The organism is Streptomyces sp. NPDC005141 (assembly GCF_053599975.1).
Genome location: NZ_JBSFYW010000015.1, coordinates 85,172 through 104,908, shown reverse-complemented (window position 1 = coordinate 104,908; position 19,737 = coordinate 85,172). Strand labels below are relative to the sequence as shown.

Annotated in this window: 20 protein-coding genes and 2 pseudogenes; 8 read left to right on the top strand and 14 right to left on the bottom strand. The window is 67.8% G+C overall.

Translation table 11 applies throughout. From position 1 onward, the window contains the following. Window positions 1-82 precede the first annotated feature (82 nt). The 7 genes from ACWD68_RS14845 to ACWD68_RS14815 all read right to left on the bottom strand — a co-directional run bounded on the left by ACWD68_RS14845 (window position 83) and on the right by ACWD68_RS14815 (window position 7,284). Complete coding sequence (locus ACWD68_RS14845) at window positions 83-1,129, bottom strand: hypothetical protein (RefSeq protein ID WP_451806816.1); 1,047 nt, start codon at window positions 1,127-1,129, stop codon at window positions 83-85. Beyond that, window positions 1,123-2,145 carry a glycosyltransferase gene (locus ACWD68_RS14840; RefSeq protein WP_451806815.1) on the bottom strand — a complete coding sequence of 341 codons (1,023 nt, stop codon included), beginning with the start codon at window positions 2,143-2,145 and terminating at the stop codon, window positions 1,123-1,125. The genes ACWD68_RS14845 and ACWD68_RS14840 overlap by 7 nt, the downstream gene beginning before the upstream one ends. 1 nt (window position 2,146) lies before the next feature. Next, window positions 2,147-3,439: a serine--tRNA ligase gene (gene serS / locus ACWD68_RS14835; RefSeq protein ID WP_451806814.1), complete on the bottom strand. Its 1,293-nt coding sequence runs from the start codon at window positions 3,437-3,439 to the stop codon at window positions 2,147-2,149. Beyond that, window positions 3,432-4,142 (bottom strand): histidine phosphatase family protein, encoded by a 711-nt coding sequence (locus tag ACWD68_RS14830; protein ID WP_451806813.1) that lies wholly within the window; start codon window positions 4,140-4,142, stop codon window positions 3,432-3,434. Before ACWD68_RS14830 ends, serS begins: the two co-directional genes overlap by 8 nt. Further along, window positions 4,139-5,062 (bottom strand): aminoglycoside phosphotransferase family protein, encoded by a 924-nt coding sequence (locus ACWD68_RS14825; protein ID WP_399363639.1) that lies wholly within the window; start codon window positions 5,060-5,062, stop codon window positions 4,139-4,141. Before ACWD68_RS14825 ends, ACWD68_RS14830 begins: the two co-directional genes overlap by 4 nt. Then, window positions 5,062-6,312 (bottom strand): methionine adenosyltransferase, encoded by a 1,251-nt coding sequence (locus tag ACWD68_RS14820; protein WP_451806812.1) that lies wholly within the window; start codon window positions 6,310-6,312, stop codon window positions 5,062-5,064. The genes ACWD68_RS14825 and ACWD68_RS14820 overlap by 1 nt, the downstream gene beginning before the upstream one ends. A gap of 78 nt (window positions 6,313-6,390) precedes the next feature. Further along, window positions 6,391-7,284 carry a phosphotransferase gene (locus tag ACWD68_RS14815; RefSeq protein WP_451806811.1) on the bottom strand — a complete coding sequence of 298 codons (894 nt, stop codon included), beginning with the start codon at window positions 7,282-7,284 and terminating at the stop codon, window positions 6,391-6,393. 350 nt (window positions 7,285-7,634) lie between these two features. Between ACWD68_RS14815 and ACWD68_RS14810 the strand changes: the two genes are divergently transcribed. Together ACWD68_RS14810 and ACWD68_RS14805 are read left to right on the top strand one after the other, a co-directional pair. Beyond that, window positions 7,635-8,996, top strand: a complete 1,362-nt coding sequence (locus ACWD68_RS14810) for a helix-turn-helix domain-containing protein (RefSeq protein ID WP_451806810.1) — start codon at window positions 7,635-7,637, stop codon at window positions 8,994-8,996. Then, window positions 8,983-9,684: a 2'-5' RNA ligase family protein gene (locus tag ACWD68_RS14805; protein ID WP_451806809.1), complete on the top strand. Its 702-nt coding sequence runs from the start codon at window positions 8,983-8,985 to the stop codon at window positions 9,682-9,684. Before ACWD68_RS14810 ends, ACWD68_RS14805 begins: the two co-directional genes overlap by 14 nt. A gap of 478 nt (window positions 9,685-10,162) precedes the next feature. Here the strand turns inward: ACWD68_RS14805 and ACWD68_RS14800 are convergent. The 3 genes and pseudogenes from ACWD68_RS14800 to ACWD68_RS14790 form a co-directional block, all read right to left on the bottom strand. After that, window positions 10,163-11,005 (bottom strand): annotated as a pseudogene (locus tag ACWD68_RS14800) (tetratricopeptide repeat protein); the annotation flags it as partial. A gap of 126 nt (window positions 11,006-11,131) precedes the next feature. Then, window positions 11,132-11,530 (bottom strand): hypothetical protein, encoded by a 399-nt coding sequence (locus tag ACWD68_RS14795; RefSeq protein ID WP_451806808.1) that lies wholly within the window; start codon window positions 11,528-11,530, stop codon window positions 11,132-11,134. Between the two features lie 619 nt (window positions 11,531-12,149). Beyond that, window positions 12,150-13,115, bottom strand: a complete 966-nt coding sequence (locus ACWD68_RS14790) for a pirin family protein (protein ID WP_451806807.1) — start codon at window positions 13,113-13,115, stop codon at window positions 12,150-12,152. 271 nt (window positions 13,116-13,386) lie between these two features. Here ACWD68_RS14790 and ACWD68_RS14785 point away from each other — a divergent pair, with 271 nt between their 5' ends. The 3 genes from ACWD68_RS14785 to ACWD68_RS14775 all read left to right on the top strand — a co-directional run bounded on the left by ACWD68_RS14785 (window position 13,387) and on the right by ACWD68_RS14775 (window position 14,767). Next, window positions 13,387-13,902: a MarR family winged helix-turn-helix transcriptional regulator gene (locus tag ACWD68_RS14785; RefSeq protein ID WP_451806806.1), complete on the top strand. Its 516-nt coding sequence runs from the start codon at window positions 13,387-13,389 to the stop codon at window positions 13,900-13,902. After that, window positions 13,899-14,339 carry a MarR family winged helix-turn-helix transcriptional regulator gene (locus ACWD68_RS14780; RefSeq protein ID WP_451806805.1) on the top strand — a complete coding sequence of 147 codons (441 nt, stop codon included), beginning with the start codon at window positions 13,899-13,901 and terminating at the stop codon, window positions 14,337-14,339. Before ACWD68_RS14785 ends, ACWD68_RS14780 begins: the two co-directional genes overlap by 4 nt. 80 nt (window positions 14,340-14,419) lie before the next feature. Next, on the top strand, window positions 14,420-14,767 hold the full coding sequence (locus tag ACWD68_RS14775; protein ID WP_451806860.1) for a tetratricopeptide repeat protein: 348 nt from the start codon (window positions 14,420-14,422) through the stop codon (window positions 14,765-14,767). A 221-nt stretch (window positions 14,768-14,988) separates the two neighbouring features. Here ACWD68_RS14775 and ACWD68_RS14770 read toward each other — a convergent pair. Next, window positions 14,989-15,275, bottom strand: a pseudogene (locus ACWD68_RS14770) (M56 family peptidase); the annotation flags it as partial. A gap of 21 nt (window positions 15,276-15,296) precedes the next feature. Here ACWD68_RS14770 and ACWD68_RS14765 point away from each other — a divergent pair. Further along, complete coding sequence (locus ACWD68_RS14765) at window positions 15,297-15,788, top strand: class I SAM-dependent methyltransferase (protein WP_451806804.1); 492 nt, start codon at window positions 15,297-15,299, stop codon at window positions 15,786-15,788. Beyond that, the gene (locus ACWD68_RS14760) at window positions 15,746-16,102 is read left to right on the top strand and encodes a hypothetical protein (RefSeq protein WP_451806803.1); all 357 of its coding nucleotides are present in this window, start codon (window positions 15,746-15,748) and stop codon (window positions 16,100-16,102) included. The genes ACWD68_RS14765 and ACWD68_RS14760 overlap by 43 nt, the downstream gene beginning before the upstream one ends. 18 nt (window positions 16,103-16,120) lie before the next feature. Here ACWD68_RS14760 and ACWD68_RS14755 read toward each other — a convergent pair whose 3' ends face one another. Continuing rightward, window positions 16,121-16,573: a transposase gene (locus ACWD68_RS14755; RefSeq protein ID WP_451806802.1), complete on the bottom strand. Its 453-nt coding sequence runs from the start codon at window positions 16,571-16,573 to the stop codon at window positions 16,121-16,123. Between ACWD68_RS14755 and ACWD68_RS14750 the strand changes: the two genes are divergently transcribed. After that, on the top strand, window positions 16,548-17,762 hold the full coding sequence (locus ACWD68_RS14750) for an RNA-guided endonuclease InsQ/TnpB family protein (RefSeq protein ID WP_451806801.1): 1,215 nt from the start codon (window positions 16,548-16,550) through the stop codon (window positions 17,760-17,762). The genes ACWD68_RS14755 and ACWD68_RS14750 overlap by 26 nt on opposite strands. Before the next feature lie 42 nt (window positions 17,763-17,804). Here the strand turns inward: ACWD68_RS14750 and ACWD68_RS14745 are convergent, their stop codons facing one another. Beyond that, complete coding sequence (locus ACWD68_RS14745; protein ID WP_451806800.1) at window positions 17,805-18,272, bottom strand: BlaI/MecI/CopY family transcriptional regulator; 468 nt, start codon at window positions 18,270-18,272, stop codon at window positions 17,805-17,807. A gap of 31 nt (window positions 18,273-18,303) precedes the next feature. Next, on the bottom strand, window positions 18,304-19,710 hold the full coding sequence (locus tag ACWD68_RS14740; RefSeq protein ID WP_451806799.1) for a PepSY-associated TM helix domain-containing protein: 1,407 nt from the start codon (window positions 19,708-19,710) through the stop codon (window positions 18,304-18,306). Window positions 19,711-19,737: the final 27 nt, after the last annotated feature.

Below are 19,737 nucleotides of genomic sequence, written 5' to 3'. Positions count from 1 at the left end.
ACAGCTGCCCGCCAGGGGGCCTCAACTGCCCGTATTACATGAGTGATACCGGCACTCGCGTCTCCGCCCTCGACTCAATAAATCATCCAGTGTGCCTGACTCGATCTACTTTGACAGAGAGGGAGATGCCGAGCTCCTCCTCAATCGCCATGGCCACGGCTGGCCATGGGACATTCGGCTCACCGAACAGTCGCCAATAGCGATACGAGGCACGAACCAGGGAGCTGACGCCCAACCTCGCCGAATCAGGGTCGATCGTTCCGATCACCCGACGTGTGATTCCGCCAGCCCCTCGCGCGGTGGGACGGATGCCGTGCGCGAGGAGGAGAGTGGCGGTGCGGACGGCGTCCAGAGTCGGTGGGGGCGCCAGGGGCGCGAACCTGCCGAAGACGAGGTCCATCCACCCCAGCCGCGTACGTGCCCAGGCCAACCGCTCCAATCCGGTGCCGAGGTCTACCGCCATTCGCGCAGGGTTGGCGGCGTTCCATAGAAGGACGATGTCACCGAGAGACAGGTCGAGATGGTTGAAGCGAAGGGTGACGCCTTCGACTTGGCGACGTCGCCATGCTGCCAGCTTTCCTTGGACGCTGATGTGGCGCGCGTGGAAGCCCAATCGCGACAGCACATTGAGCCAGCCATCCAGGATCACACCGTATTCGTCCATGCGCTGAATTGGCTGGACACGGGAAACGTTGACGAACGAGGTCAGAAATCCATCCCGGAGGTCGCCCGATGCGTCGCGTTGCCCGGTGAAACGGACAACAGGCTGAGGCAGGAAGCCGCTGCGGTAGGTCACCGGACGCCCATCTTTGAGGAGGGGGTCGAGGGCTTGGACGGCCGAGATCGTCAGCTCGGTCTCGCGGCCCCACCGAAGTGGCAGGCAGGCGTCCTGCGGGACGCCCTGGGCGGCGAAACTTGCCTTCAGTTCCGCCAGCAGCCCCTGCCACGACGGGGCTTGGCGGGGCGGACGGTACGGCGAGCCTCTGTGGGGGTGCTCGATTGCAATCCGCCCGTCGGCGATGGTGAACTCCCAGTGGGGTCCCAGAGCTTGGCGCAGGACCGCAGGTAAGCGGCCCTCTGTATCGGTCGGCGGACCGGGCGCAAGCTCTCTGAGACCGCTCGTCAGCATGGCCGAGTCGACATCGCCGTGAAGTGGCGGGCCGGATCGAAGCGATGCATTCCGATCTCTTGGGTCTCCGTGTGGTTGAGGTCTTCGGCCTGCTCAATCGCGAGGGCGAGAAGCTCCGCAGCGGTTTCGTCGTCTTCGTCGGCATCGGCCACCGTAATCACGCCTGTCCGTTCACACAGGGCCGCCTCGGCGCAGGTCCCCTCGCGCCATGTGAGCGCAGCCATAGGGGTGCCGGTGCGGAGGGACTCGCCGAAAACGGCAGCGCCGGCCTCCACGTAGGTACGGGCGTAGGTGTAGACGAAGACGGAGGCGTCGCGGATGGCGGCGGTCTTGGCGGGACCGCCGAGTTCACCGGCCCACTTCACGTGGTCCGCGCTGAAGAGGCGTCCGTGGCGTTGTACATACGCTTGGTCGAAGACCGGGCCGACGATTTGTATCCGGCGGCGGAGGATCTGGGCGGCTCGGACAGCGATGTGGGGCGCCTTTTCCTCGTCTATGCGGCCGAGCCACACGAGGTCGTCACCGGCGACGGCCGACGGCTCTTCCTCGTCCAGGCCGAGGTGTACAGCGAGTTCAGGGATCGGCTGGTGGTCTGCGTACCGCTCGACCATCTCAGGCGAGTAGCAGTAAAGCCGTGACCGTTTGCCGTCGAAGGCCGCATCGGCGTGCTCGAAGACGGGCGAGTGCTGGAACGTGGCAACGTCGCAGTCCAGGTCGTTCCAGGTACGCGTCCAGGCCGGCAGCGACGGGTATTCGTGCCCCACGACCAGGAGGTCGTATCCGGTGCTGCGGAGATCGCGCGAGGCGAGCGACCCGGTGGTGGTGTCCTCCAGGCGGACCGGCCGACGAACCCAGTCGTTCTCCAGGTTCGTGAGCCAGCCCGGCCCGAGGAGGTGTACGTCGGCGCCTGCGGCTCGGGCGCCTACGGCGACCGCCCATAGCCATCGTTCGATCCCGCCGTAACCGGCGGGTGGAAAGGCGTAGCTACTGGGGAAGTCGCAGACGCCGACGAGCACGTTATGCCTCCGGTGTTCCGTCCGCCGAGATACGGCGGAAGCCGAGGTACGGGACGAGAGATGCGGGCAGGACGATGGAGCTGTCCTGTTGCTGGCACTGCTCAAGGAGAGCGGCCAGGGTGCGGCCGACGGGGAGGCCGGAGCCGTTGAGGGTGGCGACGAGCTTGGGCTTGCCGTCCTCGCCGCGGGTCCGGATGTTGGCCCGGCGGGCCTGGAAAGTGCCGAAGTTGGAGACCGAGGAGATCTCGCGGTACGTGTTCTGGCTCGGGATCCAGACCTCGATGTCGTACGTGAGCTGGGCTGAGAAGCCCGTGTCACCGGCGGCCAGCTTGACGACGCGGTAGACGAGGCCGAGTTCCTTCAGGCACGCCTCGGCGTGGCCGACCATCGTCTCCAGCGTTGCGTCCGCGTCAACCGGGTCGACCATCTGGACGATCTCGACCTTGGCAAACTGGTGCTGGCGGATCAGGCCCCGGGTGTCACGACCGTACGAGCCTGCTTCGGACCGGAAGCACGGCGTGTGCGCCGTGAGCGCCAGCGGCAGCTCGGCCGGAGGGATGATCTCGTCGGCGTAGAGGTTGGTCAGCGGCACCTCGGCGGTCGGGATCAAGAACAGCTCGCGGTCGGCGACGCCGGTCTTGAACAGGTCCTCCTCGAACTTCGGCAGCTGCCCAGTGCCGGTCATCGTCTTGCGGGTGACCAGGTACGGGACGGCGTGCTCGATGTACCCGTGCCGACGAGTGTGCAGATCGAGGAAGAGCGTGGCCAGGGCACGCTCCAGGGCTGCCCCGGCGCCGCGCGAGACCGCGAAGCGGGGGCCGGACAGCTTCGTAGCCCGCGCGAAGTCGAGGATCCCCATGCCCTCGCCGAGGTCAACGTGGTCCTTCGGCTCGAACGGGAAGGCCGGCGGAGTACCGACCCGTCGGACCTCGACCGCGAAGTCCTCGGAATCGCCGTCTGGGGCCGCTTCGTCCGGCAGGTTCGGGATGCTGAGGAGGAGGTCGCGAAGCTGCTCCTCGATCTGGCTCTGACCGGTCTCGATGTCCCGGATCTGCTCCTTCAGCTCGCGAGCCCGATCCTTCAGCTTGGAGATGTCGCCACCCTGCTTGGCCGTCTGCTGGACCTCGCTCGCCACCCGCTTGGACTCAGCCCGCAGCTCGTCAGCCGAACGGATGTTCTGGTTTCGACGAGACTGGAGGGACTCCAGCTCGGACAGGTCCAGAGAGTAGCCGCGACGAGCGAGCCGACGAACCGCTTCGGCACCCATTTCGATTAGGGCGCGGGCATCATGCATGAGGAAGATCCTTTTGATCCGGCGGGTGGGATACGGAATCGACGGTAGCAAGCGCCGAGCCCTCGTCGATCCGGAATATGTCCACGCCACCGCGGTCGACGCGACCTCGGGGAACATCTCTGTCAAGATCGCTCAGCAGCGCCGAGCCCCAGTCAGGCAGCTCGTCGTCGGGTATGGCGATCGGCTCGACGTACGGCGCCTCCGGGAAGAAGAGCGGCATGGCCTTCTTCGACGATCGGCACTGGTACCAGAGGAGTACGGAGACCAAAAGGCCGTGGCCTACGAGGACACGGGGACCTGGGTGCTCCAGGGCCGCCAGGACTCCCGTGAGCATCCTCCGAATGCCGTCGCGCTGTGACTCGGTGCCACCCGCCGGCCGCTCGCCCGGACCCTGGCCGTCAAGCCAGATCGCGTACTCCAGGAACGGGCGGCCCTCGAACTCTCCATAGTCGAGTTCGTTCAACCGAGGATCGATGACCAGGTCCGCCGCCGACACATCCATCAGTAGAGAAGCTGTCTGCTGGGCACGCGGGAATTCGCTGGTCAGCCACGTCTGTACGGTGTGGAGGGGGAGAGTGGAGCGGCTCAAGCTCAGCGATTGCCGCCCCTCCTCGGTCAGGCGGATGGGTTGGGATGGGGCGCCGTTGACGAGGTACCGCTTGCTGCAGTCCGTTTGGCCATGGCGGAGGATGTACGTCGTCACGATCCGCTCCAAGAGGTCGGCGCCAAGAGGTGGGTGAGCACTTCCGCCATAAGGTCCGCTCGTGGGTCGCCGGACTCCACGTAGAAAAGGAGGCCGTCGACGCCCAGGAGACGGCACCAGGGTGCGAGCACCGGGACGGGAATCCGGGAGACGCGTGAGGCGGTGGCCAGCCGCCTGTCGGTATCGCGCCCCAGGTCGTAGTAGACGGTCCAGAACGCCCAGTCGAACGCCGGGTCACCCACCATGGGAAGCGGATCGATCAGCCGGGGGTGACCCAGCCGGTCGAACAGTACGTTCTCCCGGTACAGGTCCGCGTGCAGCACCGTCGCCCGGCGGGGGCCCTCCTCCAGGTCGGCAGCAGGGCGCCCGGCTTCGGCGAGGGAGCGCCAGCCGCCGAGATCGAGTTTCTGTAGCCGCCATTCGATCCGGGGCCGGATTTCCTGCGCGAGGTAGTCTGCGAGGCGCGGCAGACTCTCCGGCCGGCGCCTGCGCTGCCCAAAGACGTGCAGCCCCTGGAGGGCCGCAGCCACGATCTGGATCTCCCGCCTTGGCCACTCCGCGCCACCGGGTTGTCCTCCGACGAGTTCGAGTGCGGCGACAGCCAGGTCGTCCGCGGCCTCCACGACGCCGACTGTCGGTCCGCCGGACCAGAGTCGTAGCGCGTCCACCTCACGGCGGTAGCGGGTGGGATCGAACCACGCCTTGAGGAGCAGCGGACACCCGTCAAGGCAGGTCGCCGTCGCGATCACCGAGGCGTGTCCGGCGTCGTGATAGGACACAAGCGACAGCTTCCAGCGTTCCGCCGCACGTGCCAGCCGCCCCGGCGCGGCATCGAGCCACCGCTGGGCAGCAGGCCCGTAGTGCGCAAGTAATCGCCGTCGGCACCCTGCGGGGATCTCTCCGAGCGTCCGCTTCGTCATCAGCTCAGCACGATCCCGTCGGAGACCAACTCGTCGGTCAGCGCCGGGAACTCTCCCAGCGTCTCCGCTACGAGGGCCTGCACCTTGTCGATCTCGGCGTAGGGAGCCGAGAGGCGGACCAGGATGCGCCACGGCTGATCGAGGCGCTGCCCGGTGGTACTGACCAGGTGCACTTCCGCGTGCCCGTTCGTGCTCTCGTGCAGGCGCTCGGCCAGGCGCTGGGCGGCGATGTTGTAGAGCTTGCCCACGTGGTAAACGGGGTTCTTGCCGTTGGCTCCCTCCAGGTTCATCGGACGCAGCGGCGTGATCAGGCCGTTGACTCGGTTGCCGCGCCCGACGACACCCTCGTCCCCCGACTCGATCGAGCTTCCGGTGTAGGTCAGGTACAACTCGTCCTTCTCTGGCACGTCGCGGGCGTTGAGCCGGAAGCGCGCCTGAGCACCAGGCAGCCGAAGGCCCGCCAGCCGGTGGCACTCGGCCAGGACGCTCTCCGCGTTGCGGACATATTCGACCCGGCTGGCGACGTGGCGCGATTTCTGCGGAACACACAGCACGACGTCGGCCTGATCGCCGTCCCAGTAGCCCATGAGCTTGACATCGGACCCGCACCAGGCATGGGCGCGAGTGAAAACGCTCTCGCCGGAGAAGTGGTTCACCAGCTCACGGACGAACGACTCGAAAGCGTTCTCCGGAGCCCAGCCGGTCCCCAGTGAGGTGTCGTTCGACAGCCGCACCCGCCGCTCCCGCAGGTCATCGACGGAGCGCGGATTGAACCAGCGTGTACGGTCCGGGACCCCGTCGCCGGTAAGGACCGCGCCCGGGCTGGAGTTGCTGGTGATGTTGAAGACGATGTCGAGGTGGTCCGACACCTCGGGGAGCCGTTCGGCGAAGAACGCCCTGACCTCAGTCTCGACGATCTCCTCGACCGGGATCTTCTCGCCCCCGCACATGGGTGCTGCCCGGCCATTGACCAGGACACGCACCGGGGCTGTCATCCTGCCGGCGCCGTATCGGACCTCGCTGCCCCCACCGAGTAGGGCGAGCTTGTCGAAGTTGTGGTGAAGCACGGCGCCAAACCGCGCGACGGTGTGGTGGCTGTAGGCACGGGACAGCCGCTCGGCGAGGTGGTCAGCCAGGGTGTCCGGGTGTCCGAGGCCCTTCCGCTCGACGATGGTCGTCGTATCCGGCTTGGCCATGGCGGTATCGATGACGAGGTGACTGTTGTTGATGATCGTGCTCGTACGAGGCATCACGAACTCCGTTCAGGGGGACAGAAAGGTGAATGAGCGCGGGTGTCAGCACGCCTGGACGGGCGATGCGCGAAGGAATCAGCGAGGTACGCCGACGACACGCAGGAGTGAGACGGTCCGAGCCAACGCCGCATAGGCGGCTGGAGCCTGCTCCTCGGCCGTGAGGCGGCCGACTTCGCGGGCCGTGACGAGGTCGATGTCTTCAGGACGACGGCGATCGAGCCAGAGCAGCAAGCGCCAGGCCAGCACAGGACCGCTGAACGGCAACCGGGTCATGAGGCCGACTGGGACGTCTTTGGGTGGCACGCCCTCGTACAGCAGGTCACGTACAAGATGGAACACCACGTCGGTGTAGTCGACGACGGCGGGGCCTCGGGCGCTGGCTTCCCAGTCCACGACGTGCACTCGGTCGTCGTCGACCAAGAGGTGCTCGGGCTTGAGGTCGCCATGCAGGTGGACGACGGGATGCGATTCAAGCGGTTGAAGGGCCTCGGTCAATGCCTCCCACCACGGTCGTAGTCGGCAGCGTGGAGAGAACTGGTCGAGCAGGAAGCGGTGCTGGGGCACAAGGCGACCGTGGCGGTTCTCCCAGCCGAGGCCGGGTGCAAGACTGGCCGAAGACCGGTGGAGTCGGTGGGTCAGATTAAAAACGTGACCGAGGTACCCCTCGATTGCCCGGCCGGTACGCACCCCACAGGGCACGCCCGGCAACATACCGAACACCGTCCAAGATCCGTCCTCTCCCGTGCCCGTGGCCAGGACCTCGGGGACCGACAGACCCAAGTGAGCGGCGCGCTCCACTGACTCCACCTCCCGCTTACGGCGGCCCTCGGGATCAATCCCCATGTAGATCTTGAGCAGAGACCGTTCGTCTACTGCCCGCCGCGTTCTGGCGAACGGCTTCGTGATCGCCTGGCCGAATGGACCGTGTTTGAGCTCGATCTCGTGCATCGTCGTGTCAACGGCGGGCACAAGTCACCTCCTGTAGCCGGGGTCTTGACATTCGCCCTTTCCAGGCAGGGGTCCGCAACGACCTGAGTGTTGATCAGCGGCCAGGGAATGCGGGCTGGCTGTGGCCATCAACGATGTGGCAGGAACCGGCTGACGGCACATTCCGGCGGTGATATCACTTGGGTGATCAGACTCTTGAAGGCCCGCAAGAAGGTGGCAATGGAGGGGCGGCGGTAGCGGTGGCAGGCAAACCAGGACGGTGCGAGGGGTGCGGGCTTGTGCTGAGCCGGTACAACCGTGAGCCGCGCTGTGCCCCTTGCAGCCGGTTGCTGACAGCCGCCGAGCCGGACCCGGTCCGGGTGCCTAACCACGTGTGGCAGGACGCGCAGGTCGTCATGGCCTTGCGGGACGGCGACTTTGGGACGGCTCTCACCCGCGTGCGCAAGCTGGCCTCCTTACGGCAAGAGGAGATGGCCCGTCTCACGGGCCTGAGCCAGCCGTTCCTCTCCGCTCTCGAGTCCGGTTCGAGGCGGCTGACCAACTTCGACAAGATCGTGACTGTGCTGGAGCGGCTGGCCGTGCCGCCGCACGCGCTGCCGCAGCTATTCGCTCGGAACGCTCCCGAGCCGTTCGAGGAAGCTCACCGGCACCCGGAACCTGTCCGCGAGACAGCTGCCCGGGAACCTTGGGAGAGCCCGCTCGACGTGGCGAGGCGCCTGAGCACGACCATCTCGTCCAACACCGACCCCACCACCTTGACCGTGCTGGTCCAGCAGGTGGGCGCCATAGTGGACCGGTACGAGGCCGACGGTCCGCACCAACTCGGTCCCAAGACTGCCGAGTTGCGTAATTTCATCCAGACACTGCTGGAAGGGCGCCAGCCGCCTGGGCAGCGGGCAGAACTCTTCCGTCTTGCAGCCCAAGCCTCCGGCCTGCTCAGCTACATGGCGGTCAACGCGGGTCACGAGGCCATCGCCGAGGCCTACAGCACCGAAGCCCTCCAGCTCGCCCAGGAGATCGACGACCTGGAGCTGATGATGTGGATCTTCGGCACCCGCTCTCTGGGCGCGTACTACGCGGGCCTCTACGACCAGGCGCTCGAATGGGCCGATGCCGGCTTGGCCATCGATCGCGACAACGCGCAGGCGATCCGGCTGCTTGCTAACGGCCGAGCACGTGCTCTCGGCAAGCTCGGCGACGCCGTGGGCGCGCAGAGGGCCATCGCAGAGGCCGAGGATCTCAGCAGTAACCACCGGCTCCCGGGCGGGCTGACACCGTGCATCTCTTTCGCCCCGTACAGCATCGCCCGCACACTGGCGAACGCCGCTACCGCCCATGTCGCCCTCGGCAACACACGGGACGTCATCGAGTACGCGGAACAGGTCGACGAACTCATAGAGCAGTCCGACTCCGACTGGAGCCGGGCCTTGGTCCGCCTGGACGTGGCCACTGCTCTGCTCGCAGGGCCTCAGCCGGATGTGGAGCAGGCCATGGTGCTCGGCAGGCAGGTTCTCGAAGCCGGGGGTGGCCCGCCGATTCGATCGGTCATCCAGCGAGCCGGTGAACTCCACGCCCGTGCAGCATCGTGGCACCAGCTACCTGTCGTCAGGGATTACGCCGAGGCGCTACGCACTTGGCACACCACCCCGTTAACCCGAGCGGTGACCAACTTTGCCAAGATGGCACGCTTGAGCGATAGCCGTACGAGAAGGGCACCGAGTGCTGCTGACTGAGGATCCCAGCGCGTTTCCCACCGCCCCGCCGCCGAGCGTCGATGACCCCGAGGTCATCGCGGCACACGACTGGGCGGCCTTCGACCAGGTGCAGGAGATGAGTAACCACTGGGACCGGGCTGGGTGGACTCCATCTACGCGGGCCTACTACTGGATGCTCAGCTTCCCCGCTGACTCGGCGCTCGCCGAGCACGCTCGACACTGCCAAGACAAGATCCGAAACCTGAACTTCGACTCCATCGACGCGGACGGTCTGCACCTGACCCTCGGCCGGATCGGCACCACCGACGACGTCACGCTGGAGCAGTTGGACACACTGCTCGCCACCACAGCCGCGATACCTACAGCCAGGTTCCGGCTCCAGGCCATACCGATGACCGCATCCCGCGGCGCGGTCCGCTACAGCATCGCCCCGTGGACTCCCGTGCTCGACCTCCACTCCAAGCTGTCCGCCACCACCGCGCAATGCCAGCTGCCTTTGCGGAAGCCGACCGCGGTGCTGCGGCCGCACATCGGCATCGCGTACTGCAACCGCCCCACGGACGCCTGCGTTGTCCGGGAAGCGATCCACCCGCTCCGCGACATGGACAGCGTCGGCGTCCCGGTCGATCGCCTGGATCTGGTCGAACTGCGTCGCGAAGACCGCGCCTATCGCTGGCGCGCCATCGATCAAGTGACTCTGAACTGATCGCATCCCCGGCACCCTTCGCAGACGTACCAGCTCAGAGGCGCCCCCGCCTCTCCGCTCCTGGGAGTTTTCAGGGACTTTCAGCGCTGTCCGAGGGACTTCCGAGGGACTTTTCGCCGCCTAACACGGCAAGCCCCCGAAAGATCGGAAAGGGCCTCCGACACAGGTCAGAGGCCCTTCCAAGGCAAAGCCGCAGGTAGCGGCAGACGAGTCGGGCTGTACGTCGGGTTCTGTCGTCCAGACAGCCCGTCCACCACGTCGTGGAGCACTCCGCCCGCAACCTCCCGCGCTCGACTCGCGGCGATCGCTCCACCGGTTCGAGGGCGTCGAGCGTTGCTATCGGTCAACGCTCCTCGAAGGACAGATGACGTTGCTGTGGGGATGGAGCTCGAAGCCGACCGCGAACCAATGCAGAAGCCCCGCATCATCTGAAGGTCCGAGCCAATCAGGACCTGCTCGCCGTCGTCCCAGGCGGGGCCGTAAGCGTGCGGGCGGTGTGGTTGGCGATAGTGCCAGCAGTGGGGCCACTGACGTAGCAATAGCTGGGCTGGGGGACGTCGTCGCGCAGGAGGGCGTCTTCAGCGGCGAGCAGGGCGCGGGCGCCTGCGGACATCTCGCCAGTGGCGGCGTAGGCGCGAGCGTGGGTGATGCGGAGCAAGACTTCGGTCTGGCCGTCGACGTGACCGGAGCCGCAGGTGATGGCGCCTTCGACACGGCCGACGCAGTGGAACGCGCATCATCGAGGCGGCGCAACCGTGCGGGGCGGCTTCACAGACGAGCTGATAGCAGCGCTGGGCGGCCCCTCCATGGCCCGAGATCATGGTGCTTCCAGCCTGCGAGGTACGCGAGTTCGACCCGAGCGCCAAAGGCGGCCCGCCGTAAGGCTTCACTCGCGAAACTGCCCCGGAGCATGGGCGGCGATGTCGGCCCGGTAGGCGGTGACCGTGGTCAGGCCATGCCCACCACCGAGGCGTTCGTCGGCCGCGCTGAAGGCCTCAGTGATCTGGGATACGACATCCACGTCCTCTGCCCCGACCACGAACCTGCCGGTGCGGGTGCGGAGCATGCGGGCGTGGCCTCGTGGTCGTGGGCGACGGCATGGCGACGCCAACAGGGGTGAAGGCGGCAACCCACTCGGAAGCGGCGGCGCTCGACGTCGGCGCGGCCGAGGTCGGTTGCAGCCAGGACGGGATCCCGTTCGGCAGGCCCCTCGGTATATCCGGTGCGTGTAGGCCGATCTCGGTCTGGGCGATGATGCGGCCTGCCCGCGGGACAGCGCTTCAGCGAGGTACTGCCCAGTCCGCACGGTGGGCTGGCGGGTGTAGGGGTCCGCCCCGGCCCGGAGGCGACAGGCTCGCCCAACAGCAAAACCCTCGCTCACTGGCGACGCCACGAAGAAGCGACGCCAGCAGCAGACAGCCGGCGATTCAGAAACCTTGAGGGCGCCCTAGGACTCTTGTCGCGTTCCCGGCGTGAACCCCGGATCGGTCAACAGCGAGATCTCATAGCCGCCATCACCCGACACGAGCGAGTCGCTCTCCCAGTGCAACCCAACCTCGTCCAAGCCCTTGTTTCGGACGAGCCAGTCGTAGTTCTTCAGCGCGATGATCGTCTCTTCGGTCATGAGACCGAGGCTAGTGAACTGGACATTCAGCCGCTGGTGTTCACCCAAAAGCGTCATGGAACAGCCGCCCGCAATCCTCCAGCGCTCGATTCCGCGGCGGTCGATCCCACCGGTTCGAGGAGCGTCGAGTGATGCCATCGGTCGACGCGCCTCGAACCGAACCGATGACATTGCGGCGAGGTTGAAGCCTCGAAGCCGACCGCAAACCAGTACAGAAGCCACGTATCACCTGGAGCTCTGAATCAATTCAGGGCCGCCTCAACTTCGTCCTGCGCGCGGCCTACGTCTTCGCTGCTCACAGTAAAAGCGACTCCGGTGCCGTCATGAGACCAATGGTGACTGCCGCTCACACGTTCTGGGGCACGGCATGGCTTGCCGACAAGCCACTTTCGAGACCCGTCGGTACAGCGGCACCCTCCCCATGGCGGTCCGCCCAGGGGGTGAGTAGGCCATCAGCGGCACGCCGGGGCATTGTCCGATTCCCACAAAGCCCCCTCGTCACGGACCTCTCCTCACTATCGCTGCCCAGGCACTTGGTGGCGCCTTGCCCCAGCACAAGAACCAAGGGTCAGCATCCGCCTGGCGAACACGCGAGCGGCAGTTTCCGGGGCAGGTGCTCCAACAGCTGTGACGGCAATGCAATAGTACTGACACTCCGTCAAGAAAGTCAGCGTTGGGTCAGCATTAGGCTGACTAAACCCGTCTACAGGCGGCCAGACGTGAGAACGCAGCTTTGTCCGTCGGTTCGTTCCCGAGGAGCGATCGCCTCTCGGGAACTCCGGGTGCCGAGCGGGGACAGCTGTGTCCCGCGAGAGGCGTGCATCAGAGCTGGAACCCCAGGTCAGCGCACCCTTCCGCGCGGTTTCAGCGGGCCAGGCGGGAGTTCGGGAGCGGTCAGTGGTGCCCCGTCGTAACCCACCACCTCACCGAATCGGGAGCCCTTCATCCAGTCCGAACGGGCCTGCGCGATATCCTCGTTGGACCGCCCGATGAAGTTCCACCACATGATCAGCTCTTCGTCGAACGGCTCACCGCCCAGGAGCATGAGGCCCGCGTCCGACTCGGCGCGCAGGGGGAGTTCGGTGCGGCCGCAGCCGAGGTAGAGCATGGAGCCGGGGAGCACCGGCACGCCGTCGACATGGGCCTCGCCGGACATGGCGAGAACGGCGTACTCGAAGTCGGGGTCCAGTGGCAGACGTACGTCCGCGCCGCCCGCGAGGGCCAGGTCGGCGCCGACGATCGGCGTGTACGTCGTTCCGGGTGAGGCCGTGCCGTCGAGCGTGCCCAGCAGGAGTGTGGCCCGCAGGCCGGGGGCGGTGACGACGGGTAGTTCGGCGTGGTGCTCGAAGTGCGGGTCGGTGAGCCGGTGGCTGTCCGGCAGGGCGACCCAGAGCTGTGCGCCGTGCAGGAGGCGGGAGTGCGAGCGGGGGCTCTCCTCGGAGTGGCTGATGGCGCGGCCCGAGGTCATGAGGCCCAGCTCGCGCGGGCGGATCGTCTGGAGGCTGCCCGTGGAGTCGCGGTGCAGCACCTCGCCCTCGTGCAGCCAGCTGACGGTCTGCAGGCCCATGTGGGGGTGCGGCGGGACCTGCATGCCGGGCTCGTCGGCGATGTCGTCGGGCCCGTAGTGGTCGACGAAGCACCAGGCGCCGACCATGCGCCGGCCCAGATTGGGCAGCAGGCGGCGGACTTCGGTGGACTCGCCGAGCTTGACCCGGCGGGGGCTGAGGAGTTCGCGCACCGGCTCGGCCACCACGAACCCGCGGCCACCGCAGAGGGCGGGAACCGCCTCCCGATCAAGATTGCTCATGTCGCACAACCTAGCCCTGTCGGGGACCTCTCGTCAGGTCATCGATCCGCCCATTGAGGGGCACTTGGCTCAGAACCGGCACGGTGACCGAGGACCCGGACCACAGGCCCGTACGCCATGGGACGGACCGCCGGCGGACTGTCGACGGTCCGTTCGAGGGACCGTTTGAGCGAACGATCGAGAGGCTGTTGACGGACTGTTCGGCAGAGAGTTCGAGGCGGCACCCAGGAAATAGTAGCCATGGACATAATAGCCATGTACGGTTTCTCGTATGAGTTCAGCGAAGTCGGTATCCGAGAACGCGACGCCCGGTTTCCTCGTCTGGCGACTGTCCATGAAATGGCGTGTCGCGGTCGACCGGGCGGTGGCCCCCCTGGGCCTGACCCACGCGCAGTACTCGCTGGTGGCGTCGCTGTACGGCATGCACCGGGACGGCCTGCGCCCCAGCCAGCGGGAACTCGCCGACCACACGGGACTCGAACCGCTCTACGTGTCGAAGCTGGCCCGCTCTCTGGAAGCGGCCCGCATCATCGATCGCGTCCGGGACCCGGCGGACCCCCGGGCGGTGCGACTGTCCCTCACCGAGGACGGGCGCGCGATCACCCGCCGCGCGATCACCGTGGTCCAGGGCCTGCTGGAACAGCTTCTCGAACCACTGGGCGGCCTCGGCGGCGAACGCACCCAGGCGTTCAGCCGCGAACTGGCCACCCTGCTCGACGTACCGCTCGATCCGCACACCGGAGCCGAGCCGCATCCCGACGAGGTTTCATCCAAGGAGCAGCCATGACCACCTCCCCTCCCCCCGTCAACGGCCAGGTCATCGGCCTCGCCCACTACGCGAGCCGCGCCGCCCTGGAGCGGGTGCTGGCCCGCAGCGGCACCACCTTCGAGCAGTCCGTGGCCCTGCGGGCCGTCTCCGACAACGGCGGAACCGTCGAGCGCGACCGGCTCGTGGCCCGGCTCACCGGCGCGCTGAAGATCGAGGAGCCCGCTGCCCGGCGGACCGTCGACGCGATGACGGCGCTGAAACTGCTGGAGGAGCCCACGACCGAGCAGGTGTCCCTCACGGACGGCGGCCGGGAACTGTTCGAGTCGATCCGCACCGCCGGCAACGAGATCGCGGCCCGGCTGTACGCCGGGATTCCGGCCGAGGACCTGGCGGCCGCCGGACGCGTGCTGACCCTCGTCACCGAGCGGGCCGACGCGGAACTGGCCGAGGCGTAGCCATCCCGCCGCCACACCCCTGACGGTAGTGGAATATTCAACCAACCAGTGCGGTTGTGGCTCGTCGAAGGAGGTCAGTGGTGGAAATGACGTACTACGACCACGGGACGGCCGCGGAGCGCTGGGAGCGGGCGCAGCTGTTCTTCGAGGCCAAGGACTACGCCGCGGCGGCGCGGGTGCTGGGCGGACTGGTCGAGGAGACGCCGCAGCAGACCGGACCCCGGCTGCTGCTGGCGCGCTCCTACTACCACTCGGCCCAACTGCGGCGCGCCGAAACCGAGTTGCGCGCCCTCGTGGAGCTCGACCCGGTCGAGCACTACGCCCGGCTGATGCTCGGACGCACGCTGCAGCGCCTGGGACGGAACGACGAGGCGGCGTCGCACCTGCGGATCGCGTCCGCGCTCGCGGGCGACTTCGAACAGGCTTGATCCGAGATCCGGATCCGCGATCCGCGATCCGCGATCCCGATCTCGGGCTCGGGCTCGGGCTCGGGCTCGGCAAAGGCCTGCGTTGCCAGGCCTCCGTCGCGAAGGGCCGGTCACGTCCGTGACCGGCCCTTCGCGCGTGTCCGGCCGCGCGGCGGCCGGGAAAGGACGGTCGATCAGGCATTGGATCGGTCAGGGTGAGCGGATCCACCGCGGAGGGGGATCTAGAACGGCGTCGCCGCGTGCAGGATCAGGAACATGGTCACCGCCGAGTTGGCCGAGGACATCGCGGAGACGAGCGTCCCGGCGGCAGCGCACCAGGCCGCCGGCCCCACCGCCGTGCCAGCAGGGCCGCGACCCGGCGCGGCACCGGGCCCACGGCCGCGAACCCGGCGAGCGCGGGCACGGGGCCGCCACGGGACAGCAGCGCGGCCTTCCCGATCGCCCGCGCCACCACCCTGCGGCTACCGACCGCCCGCGCAGCCTCCTCGTCCGCCCACCGCTCCGCCGTGATCGCGGTCAAGGCTTGCTCATGCGGCAATTACGCCGCTGCCCCTTCGATCTGCTGGGCTTGACCCCATGGACCCGCCGCTGCCGACCGCCCGTCGGCGACCTACGACCGCATCGGCATTGGATACAGCGACATCCGACATCCCGATCCCCGATTGCACGCCTTGATCGGCCAGGCACTGGGAAGCGCCCGCACCGTTGCCAATGTGGGTGCCGGTACCGGCTCCTACGAGCCGGAAGGCAACGTGGTGACCGCAGTCGACCCCTCGCAGGTCATGCTCGACGAACACCCTGGGACGAAGAAGGTGAAGGCCGGAGCGAGGCGCTGCCATTCGCGGACGGCTGCTTCGACGCGGCCATGGCCACCACGACCGTCCACCACTGGCCCGACCTGCACCGCGGACTCGGCCAACTACGCCGCGTCGCCGGCAGGCAGGTCGTCTTCACCTGGGATCCCACTACCGGCCGGAGTTGTGGCTGCTTGAGGAGCACCTGCCGGAGATCCGCGAGCTGAACCACGCCCGCTTCACGCCTGTGACCGAGGTCGCCGACGCGCGCGACGCCCACACTGTGACGCCCTTTCCCATCCCGCACGACTTCACCGACGGCTTCCAGTGCGCCTGCTGGCGCCGACCGGAGTGCTACCTCGACCCGGTCATCCGCCAGGCCAGCTCCACCTTTGCTCAGCTGCCGCCATCCGTCGTAAAGCCGGCATTCGCCCGGCTCCGCGCCGACCTCGAATCCGGCACCTGGCAGCGCTGCCACGCCGACCTGCTGGCTCAGCGAACCATGGACAACGGATATCGCCTGCTCATCGCAGGCGGGTAGTCGCGTCAGCCTCACTGGCTACGCGGTCCGTAGGCTGACAACTCCTGCCAGGCCGAGAAAGCTGTTCAGCAACTTCACGTCGTCCTGGGGCAGGGCCGCGCGAACCTCGGCGTCCGACCAGGCGTCCGGCAGTGGATTGCCCGGTAGTCGGGCGGTTCCGACCACCATCAGGAGGGCGAGGCTGAGCGTGCTGCAAAGAGCCATGACGGTGAACTCGATCAGGTCGGTCTCGAAGTCCTCGCAGACCTTCCACATGATCTCTTCGCAGCACGTCCGCATTTCGTCGTTGAAAACGGTCCGTCGATGCTTGATATCAAAGACCAAGTGTGCGTGCAGGTTGTAGACGACGTGATGGCCACGCCGTACATCGGGTTTTTGATTCGCAGCGCGGTGATATGAACCAAGGATAGATTTGACGCCGAGTCGAACCGAGGGGGTGGGCTCAATGATCCGGGCGTACAAGTTCCTCATGCGGCCCACCGTCCGTCAGGACCAGGCCCTTCGCGAAATGCTGCGGGATCACTGCTCCCTCTACAACGGAGCCCTGCAAGAACGGCGCGACGCCTACCGTCATCCCTCAAAGACCACCGTCAGCTACGGGATGCAGTCCGCGCAGCTCAAGGAGATCCGGGTGTTCGACCCGGCGCGTCAGGGCCGCTGGTCGTTCAGCTCGCAGCAGGCCACCCTGCGCCGCCTGGACAAGGCGATGCAGGCGTTTTCCCGCCGCGTCAAGTCCGGTGACACCCCGGGGTACCCGCGATTCCGTGGGGTGAACTGGTTCGATACGGTGGAGTTTCCCAAGGATGGGGACGGCTGTCGCTGGGACTCCACCCCTCATGACCCGGTCACCCGCGTCCGCTTCCAGGGCGTCGGGCACGTCAAGGTCAACCAGCACCGTGTCGTGGCCGGCAGGGTCAAGACGGTGTCTGTGAAGCGTGAAGGCCGCAAGTGGTTCGTTGTGCTCACTGCCGACCAGGACCAGCCGGAGCCGCTGCCCGGGACCGGCAGTGTGGTCGGGATCGACCTGGGCATTGCGAACTTCCTCGCCGACTCGGGCGGCGCCTTCGTGCCCAACCCGCGACACGGCCGCCGTGCAGCCGCCAAGCTGCAAGCCGCACAGCAGGCCCTGTCCCGGTTCCCGCGCCGCAAGGCCAAGGACCGCACCGCCAACCACCAGCGCGCCGTGGAGAAGGTCGCCCAGCTCCACAGCAGGGTCCGCCGCCAGCGGCTCGACCACGCGCACAAGACCGCGCTCGACCTGGTCCGCACACACGACTTCATCGCGCACGAAGACCTCAAGATCCGCAACATGAGCAGGGCTCCCGCGCCGAAACCCGACCCCGACCGGCCGGGCAGCTTCCTGCCGAACGGAGCCGCCGCGAAGGCTGGGCTCAACAAGTCGATCAACGATGCCGGATGGGGGGTGTTCCTGACGATCCTGCACGCCAAGGCTGAAAGCGCCGGACGGGAAGTGATCGCCGTGGACCCCCGCAACACTTCACGCACCTGCCCCCAATGCGGGCACACCGCCAAGGAGAACCGGCCCACACAGGAGAAGTTCCACTGCGTCGCCTGCGGCCACACCGCACACGCTGACACAGTGGGCGCATGCAACGTCCTACGGGCCGGGCTGGTCCGTCGCGAAGCACAACCCGCTTAGCGAGAAGCCACCCCGTTCACGGGGTGGAGGAGTCACGAGGCGTCAGTCTTCCGTACCCCCCGTACCGCCGGCCGCCCCGTGCGGCACTCCCGCACCGCCGTTCGCCCGCGCCACCTCAGCCGTCGGCGCCGCCTCCAGCAGCGCGCGCAGCACCTGTTCGTCGTCCGGCGACAGCGCGGTGACGAAGCTGGCGAGCACGGCCTCGCGGTCGTGTTCGCCGTCGAGGAGCCGGCGCATCTTGAGCGCGGCGAGGCCCGCGACGTCGGCGGTGGGCGTCCAGACGAAGGACCGTCCCTGCCGTTCGCGGGCCACCGCGTCCTTCGCGAGCAGCCGGGTCAGGATCGTGACCACGGTGGTGTAGGCGAGGTCGCCGCCGAGGCGTTCCTGCACCCAGGCGGCGGTCACCGGGACATCGCTCCCACGCAGGGCGGCGAGCACCTGGACCTCCAACTCGCCCTGCCCGCGGCGCCGGTGGCGGGGCGGCCGGTCCTCGCGGTTGCGGTGCGCCATGTCCCTCTCCCTCCGGCTGTCGCGTGTCGGATCACGCTACCCGGCCGTCGCGGGTGCGCCTGCCCTTCCGGTGGGCGATCTCGCCGAGGAGCACGTCGACGGCGATGAACACGGCGAGCGGGATGCCGAGCAGGGGTACGAAGTAGCCGAGGACGGCGACGGTCGCGAGCGCCGGGACCAGGATCTGCGGCGGCACGTGCTGCCAGGCGCCGCGCGGGATCGGCCGGCCGAACGCGGAGGCCCGGCCGCGCAGCCACCACATGCGGTAGCCCCACACGATGAGCAGGATCAGCGACAGCGCGAGCGCCATCAGGGCGATCTGGTTGACCAGGCCGAAGAGCGTCCCGGTGTGGGCGTCGATGCCCCAGCGGGTCAGCTTGGCGAGCAACGGGTAATCGGCGAAGCGGAGTTCGTCGACGACCTTGCCGCTCGCCGGGTCCACGGCCACCGCGTCCTGCTTCTCGGGCCAGCTGCGCTGGATCTGCTTCACCACGTACGCCGAGGAGGCGTCGGCGGGTGGGACGACCTCGACGGGGTCGCCCAGTCCCTCGGCACGGGCGGCCGCGAGGATCGTGTCGAGTTCCTCCGGAGTGGCGGCGTCCTTTCCGGCACCCGTGCCCGAACCGTTGTGGCCCCCGTGGTCGCCGCTGGTCGCCGCCGAGATCGAGGGGGTGGCCTGGTGGAGCGAGGTCCGCAGGGTGTCGATGTTGGCTCCGGCGTACGTCGACCAGGTCAGGCCCGTCGCGGAGAGGAAGATGAATCCGACGGCCGCCCAGACGCCGACCGTGCCGTGCAGTCCGAGGGTGCGGCGGCGGCCGCTGGTCCCCCGCACCTTGCGCTGCGCCCTGCGTCGGCCGTACCACAGCGCGAGGCCGCCACCCGCGATCACCCACAGCCAGCTCGCGGCGAGTTCGCTGTACAGGCGGCCGGTCTCGCCCAGATGGAGATTGCCGTGCAGCCCGTCGAGCCAGGTGCGCAGCGGCAGCGCGCCTGTCGAGCCGTACTGCTCCAGCGAGCCGCGCACCTTCGCGGTGTACGGGTCGACGAACACCGCGAGGCTGTGGTCGGGGTCGACACCCGGGACGCCGGAGAGCAGGACCCGCGTCGTGGTGTCCGCCTCCGGGGAGGGGCGGACGGCCGAGACCGTGCCCTCGGGGTGGGCCTTGCGGGCCGCCGCGACCTGCTCGGACAGCGGCAGCTTGTGGTCACCGGCGGGAACGGTCAGTTCGTGCGTGTACAGGATCTTCTCGGCCTGGAAGGACGCGGCGTACAGCAGGCCCGTCGTGGCGGCCACCAGCAGGAACGGGGCGACGAGCACGCCCGCGTAGAAGTGCAGACGCAGGATCAGCGGGCGCAGGGCGGACCCGATACTTCGGGCCGGCGCGGGGGCGGCGGACTGCGGGGACGCGTCCGTCGTCGGAGCGGGAGCGGTGGACATCGGCGGTGTACTCCGGTTGTGCGGGGG

Bases quoted from the DNA above. Each gene is read 5' to 3' on its own strand.
- ACWD68_RS14765 (WP_451806804.1), top strand. From the start codon at position 15,297: ATGCGGCAATTACGCCGCTGCCCCTTCGATCTGCTGGGCTTGACCCCA.
- ACWD68_RS14785 (WP_451806806.1), top strand. From the start codon at position 13,387: ATGAGTTCAGCGAAGTCGGTATCCGAGAACGCGACGCCCGGTTTCCTC.
- ACWD68_RS14820 (WP_451806812.1), bottom strand. From the start codon at position 6,312: ATGCCTCGTACGAGCACGATCATCAACAACAGTCACCTCGTCATCGAT.
- ACWD68_RS14745 (WP_451806800.1), bottom strand. From the start codon at position 18,272: ATGGCGCACCGCAACCGCGAGGACCGGCCGCCCCGCCACCGGCGCCGC.
- ACWD68_RS14790 (WP_451806807.1), bottom strand. From the start codon at position 13,115: ATGAGCAATCTTGATCGGGAGGCGGTTCCCGCCCTCTGCGGTGGCCGC.
- ACWD68_RS14845 (WP_451806816.1), bottom strand. From the start codon at position 1,129: ATGCTGACGAGCGGTCTCAGAGAGCTTGCGCCCGGTCCGCCGACCGAT.
- ACWD68_RS14750 (WP_451806801.1), top strand. From the start codon at position 16,548: ATGATCCGGGCGTACAAGTTCCTCATGCGGCCCACCGTCCGTCAGGAC.
- ACWD68_RS14755 (WP_451806802.1), bottom strand. From the start codon at position 16,573: ATGAGGAACTTGTACGCCCGGATCATTGAGCCCACCCCCTCGGTTCGA.
- ACWD68_RS14780 (WP_451806805.1), top strand. From the start codon at position 13,899: ATGACCACCTCCCCTCCCCCCGTCAACGGCCAGGTCATCGGCCTCGCC.
- serS (WP_451806814.1), bottom strand. From the start codon at position 3,439: ATGCATGATGCCCGCGCCCTAATCGAAATGGGTGCCGAAGCGGTTCGT.
- ACWD68_RS14740 (WP_451806799.1), bottom strand. From the start codon at position 19,710: ATGTCCACCGCTCCCGCTCCGACGACGGACGCGTCCCCGCAGTCCGCC.
- ACWD68_RS14825 (WP_399363639.1), bottom strand. From the start codon at position 5,062: ATGACGAAGCGGACGCTCGGAGAGATCCCCGCAGGGTGCCGACGGCGA.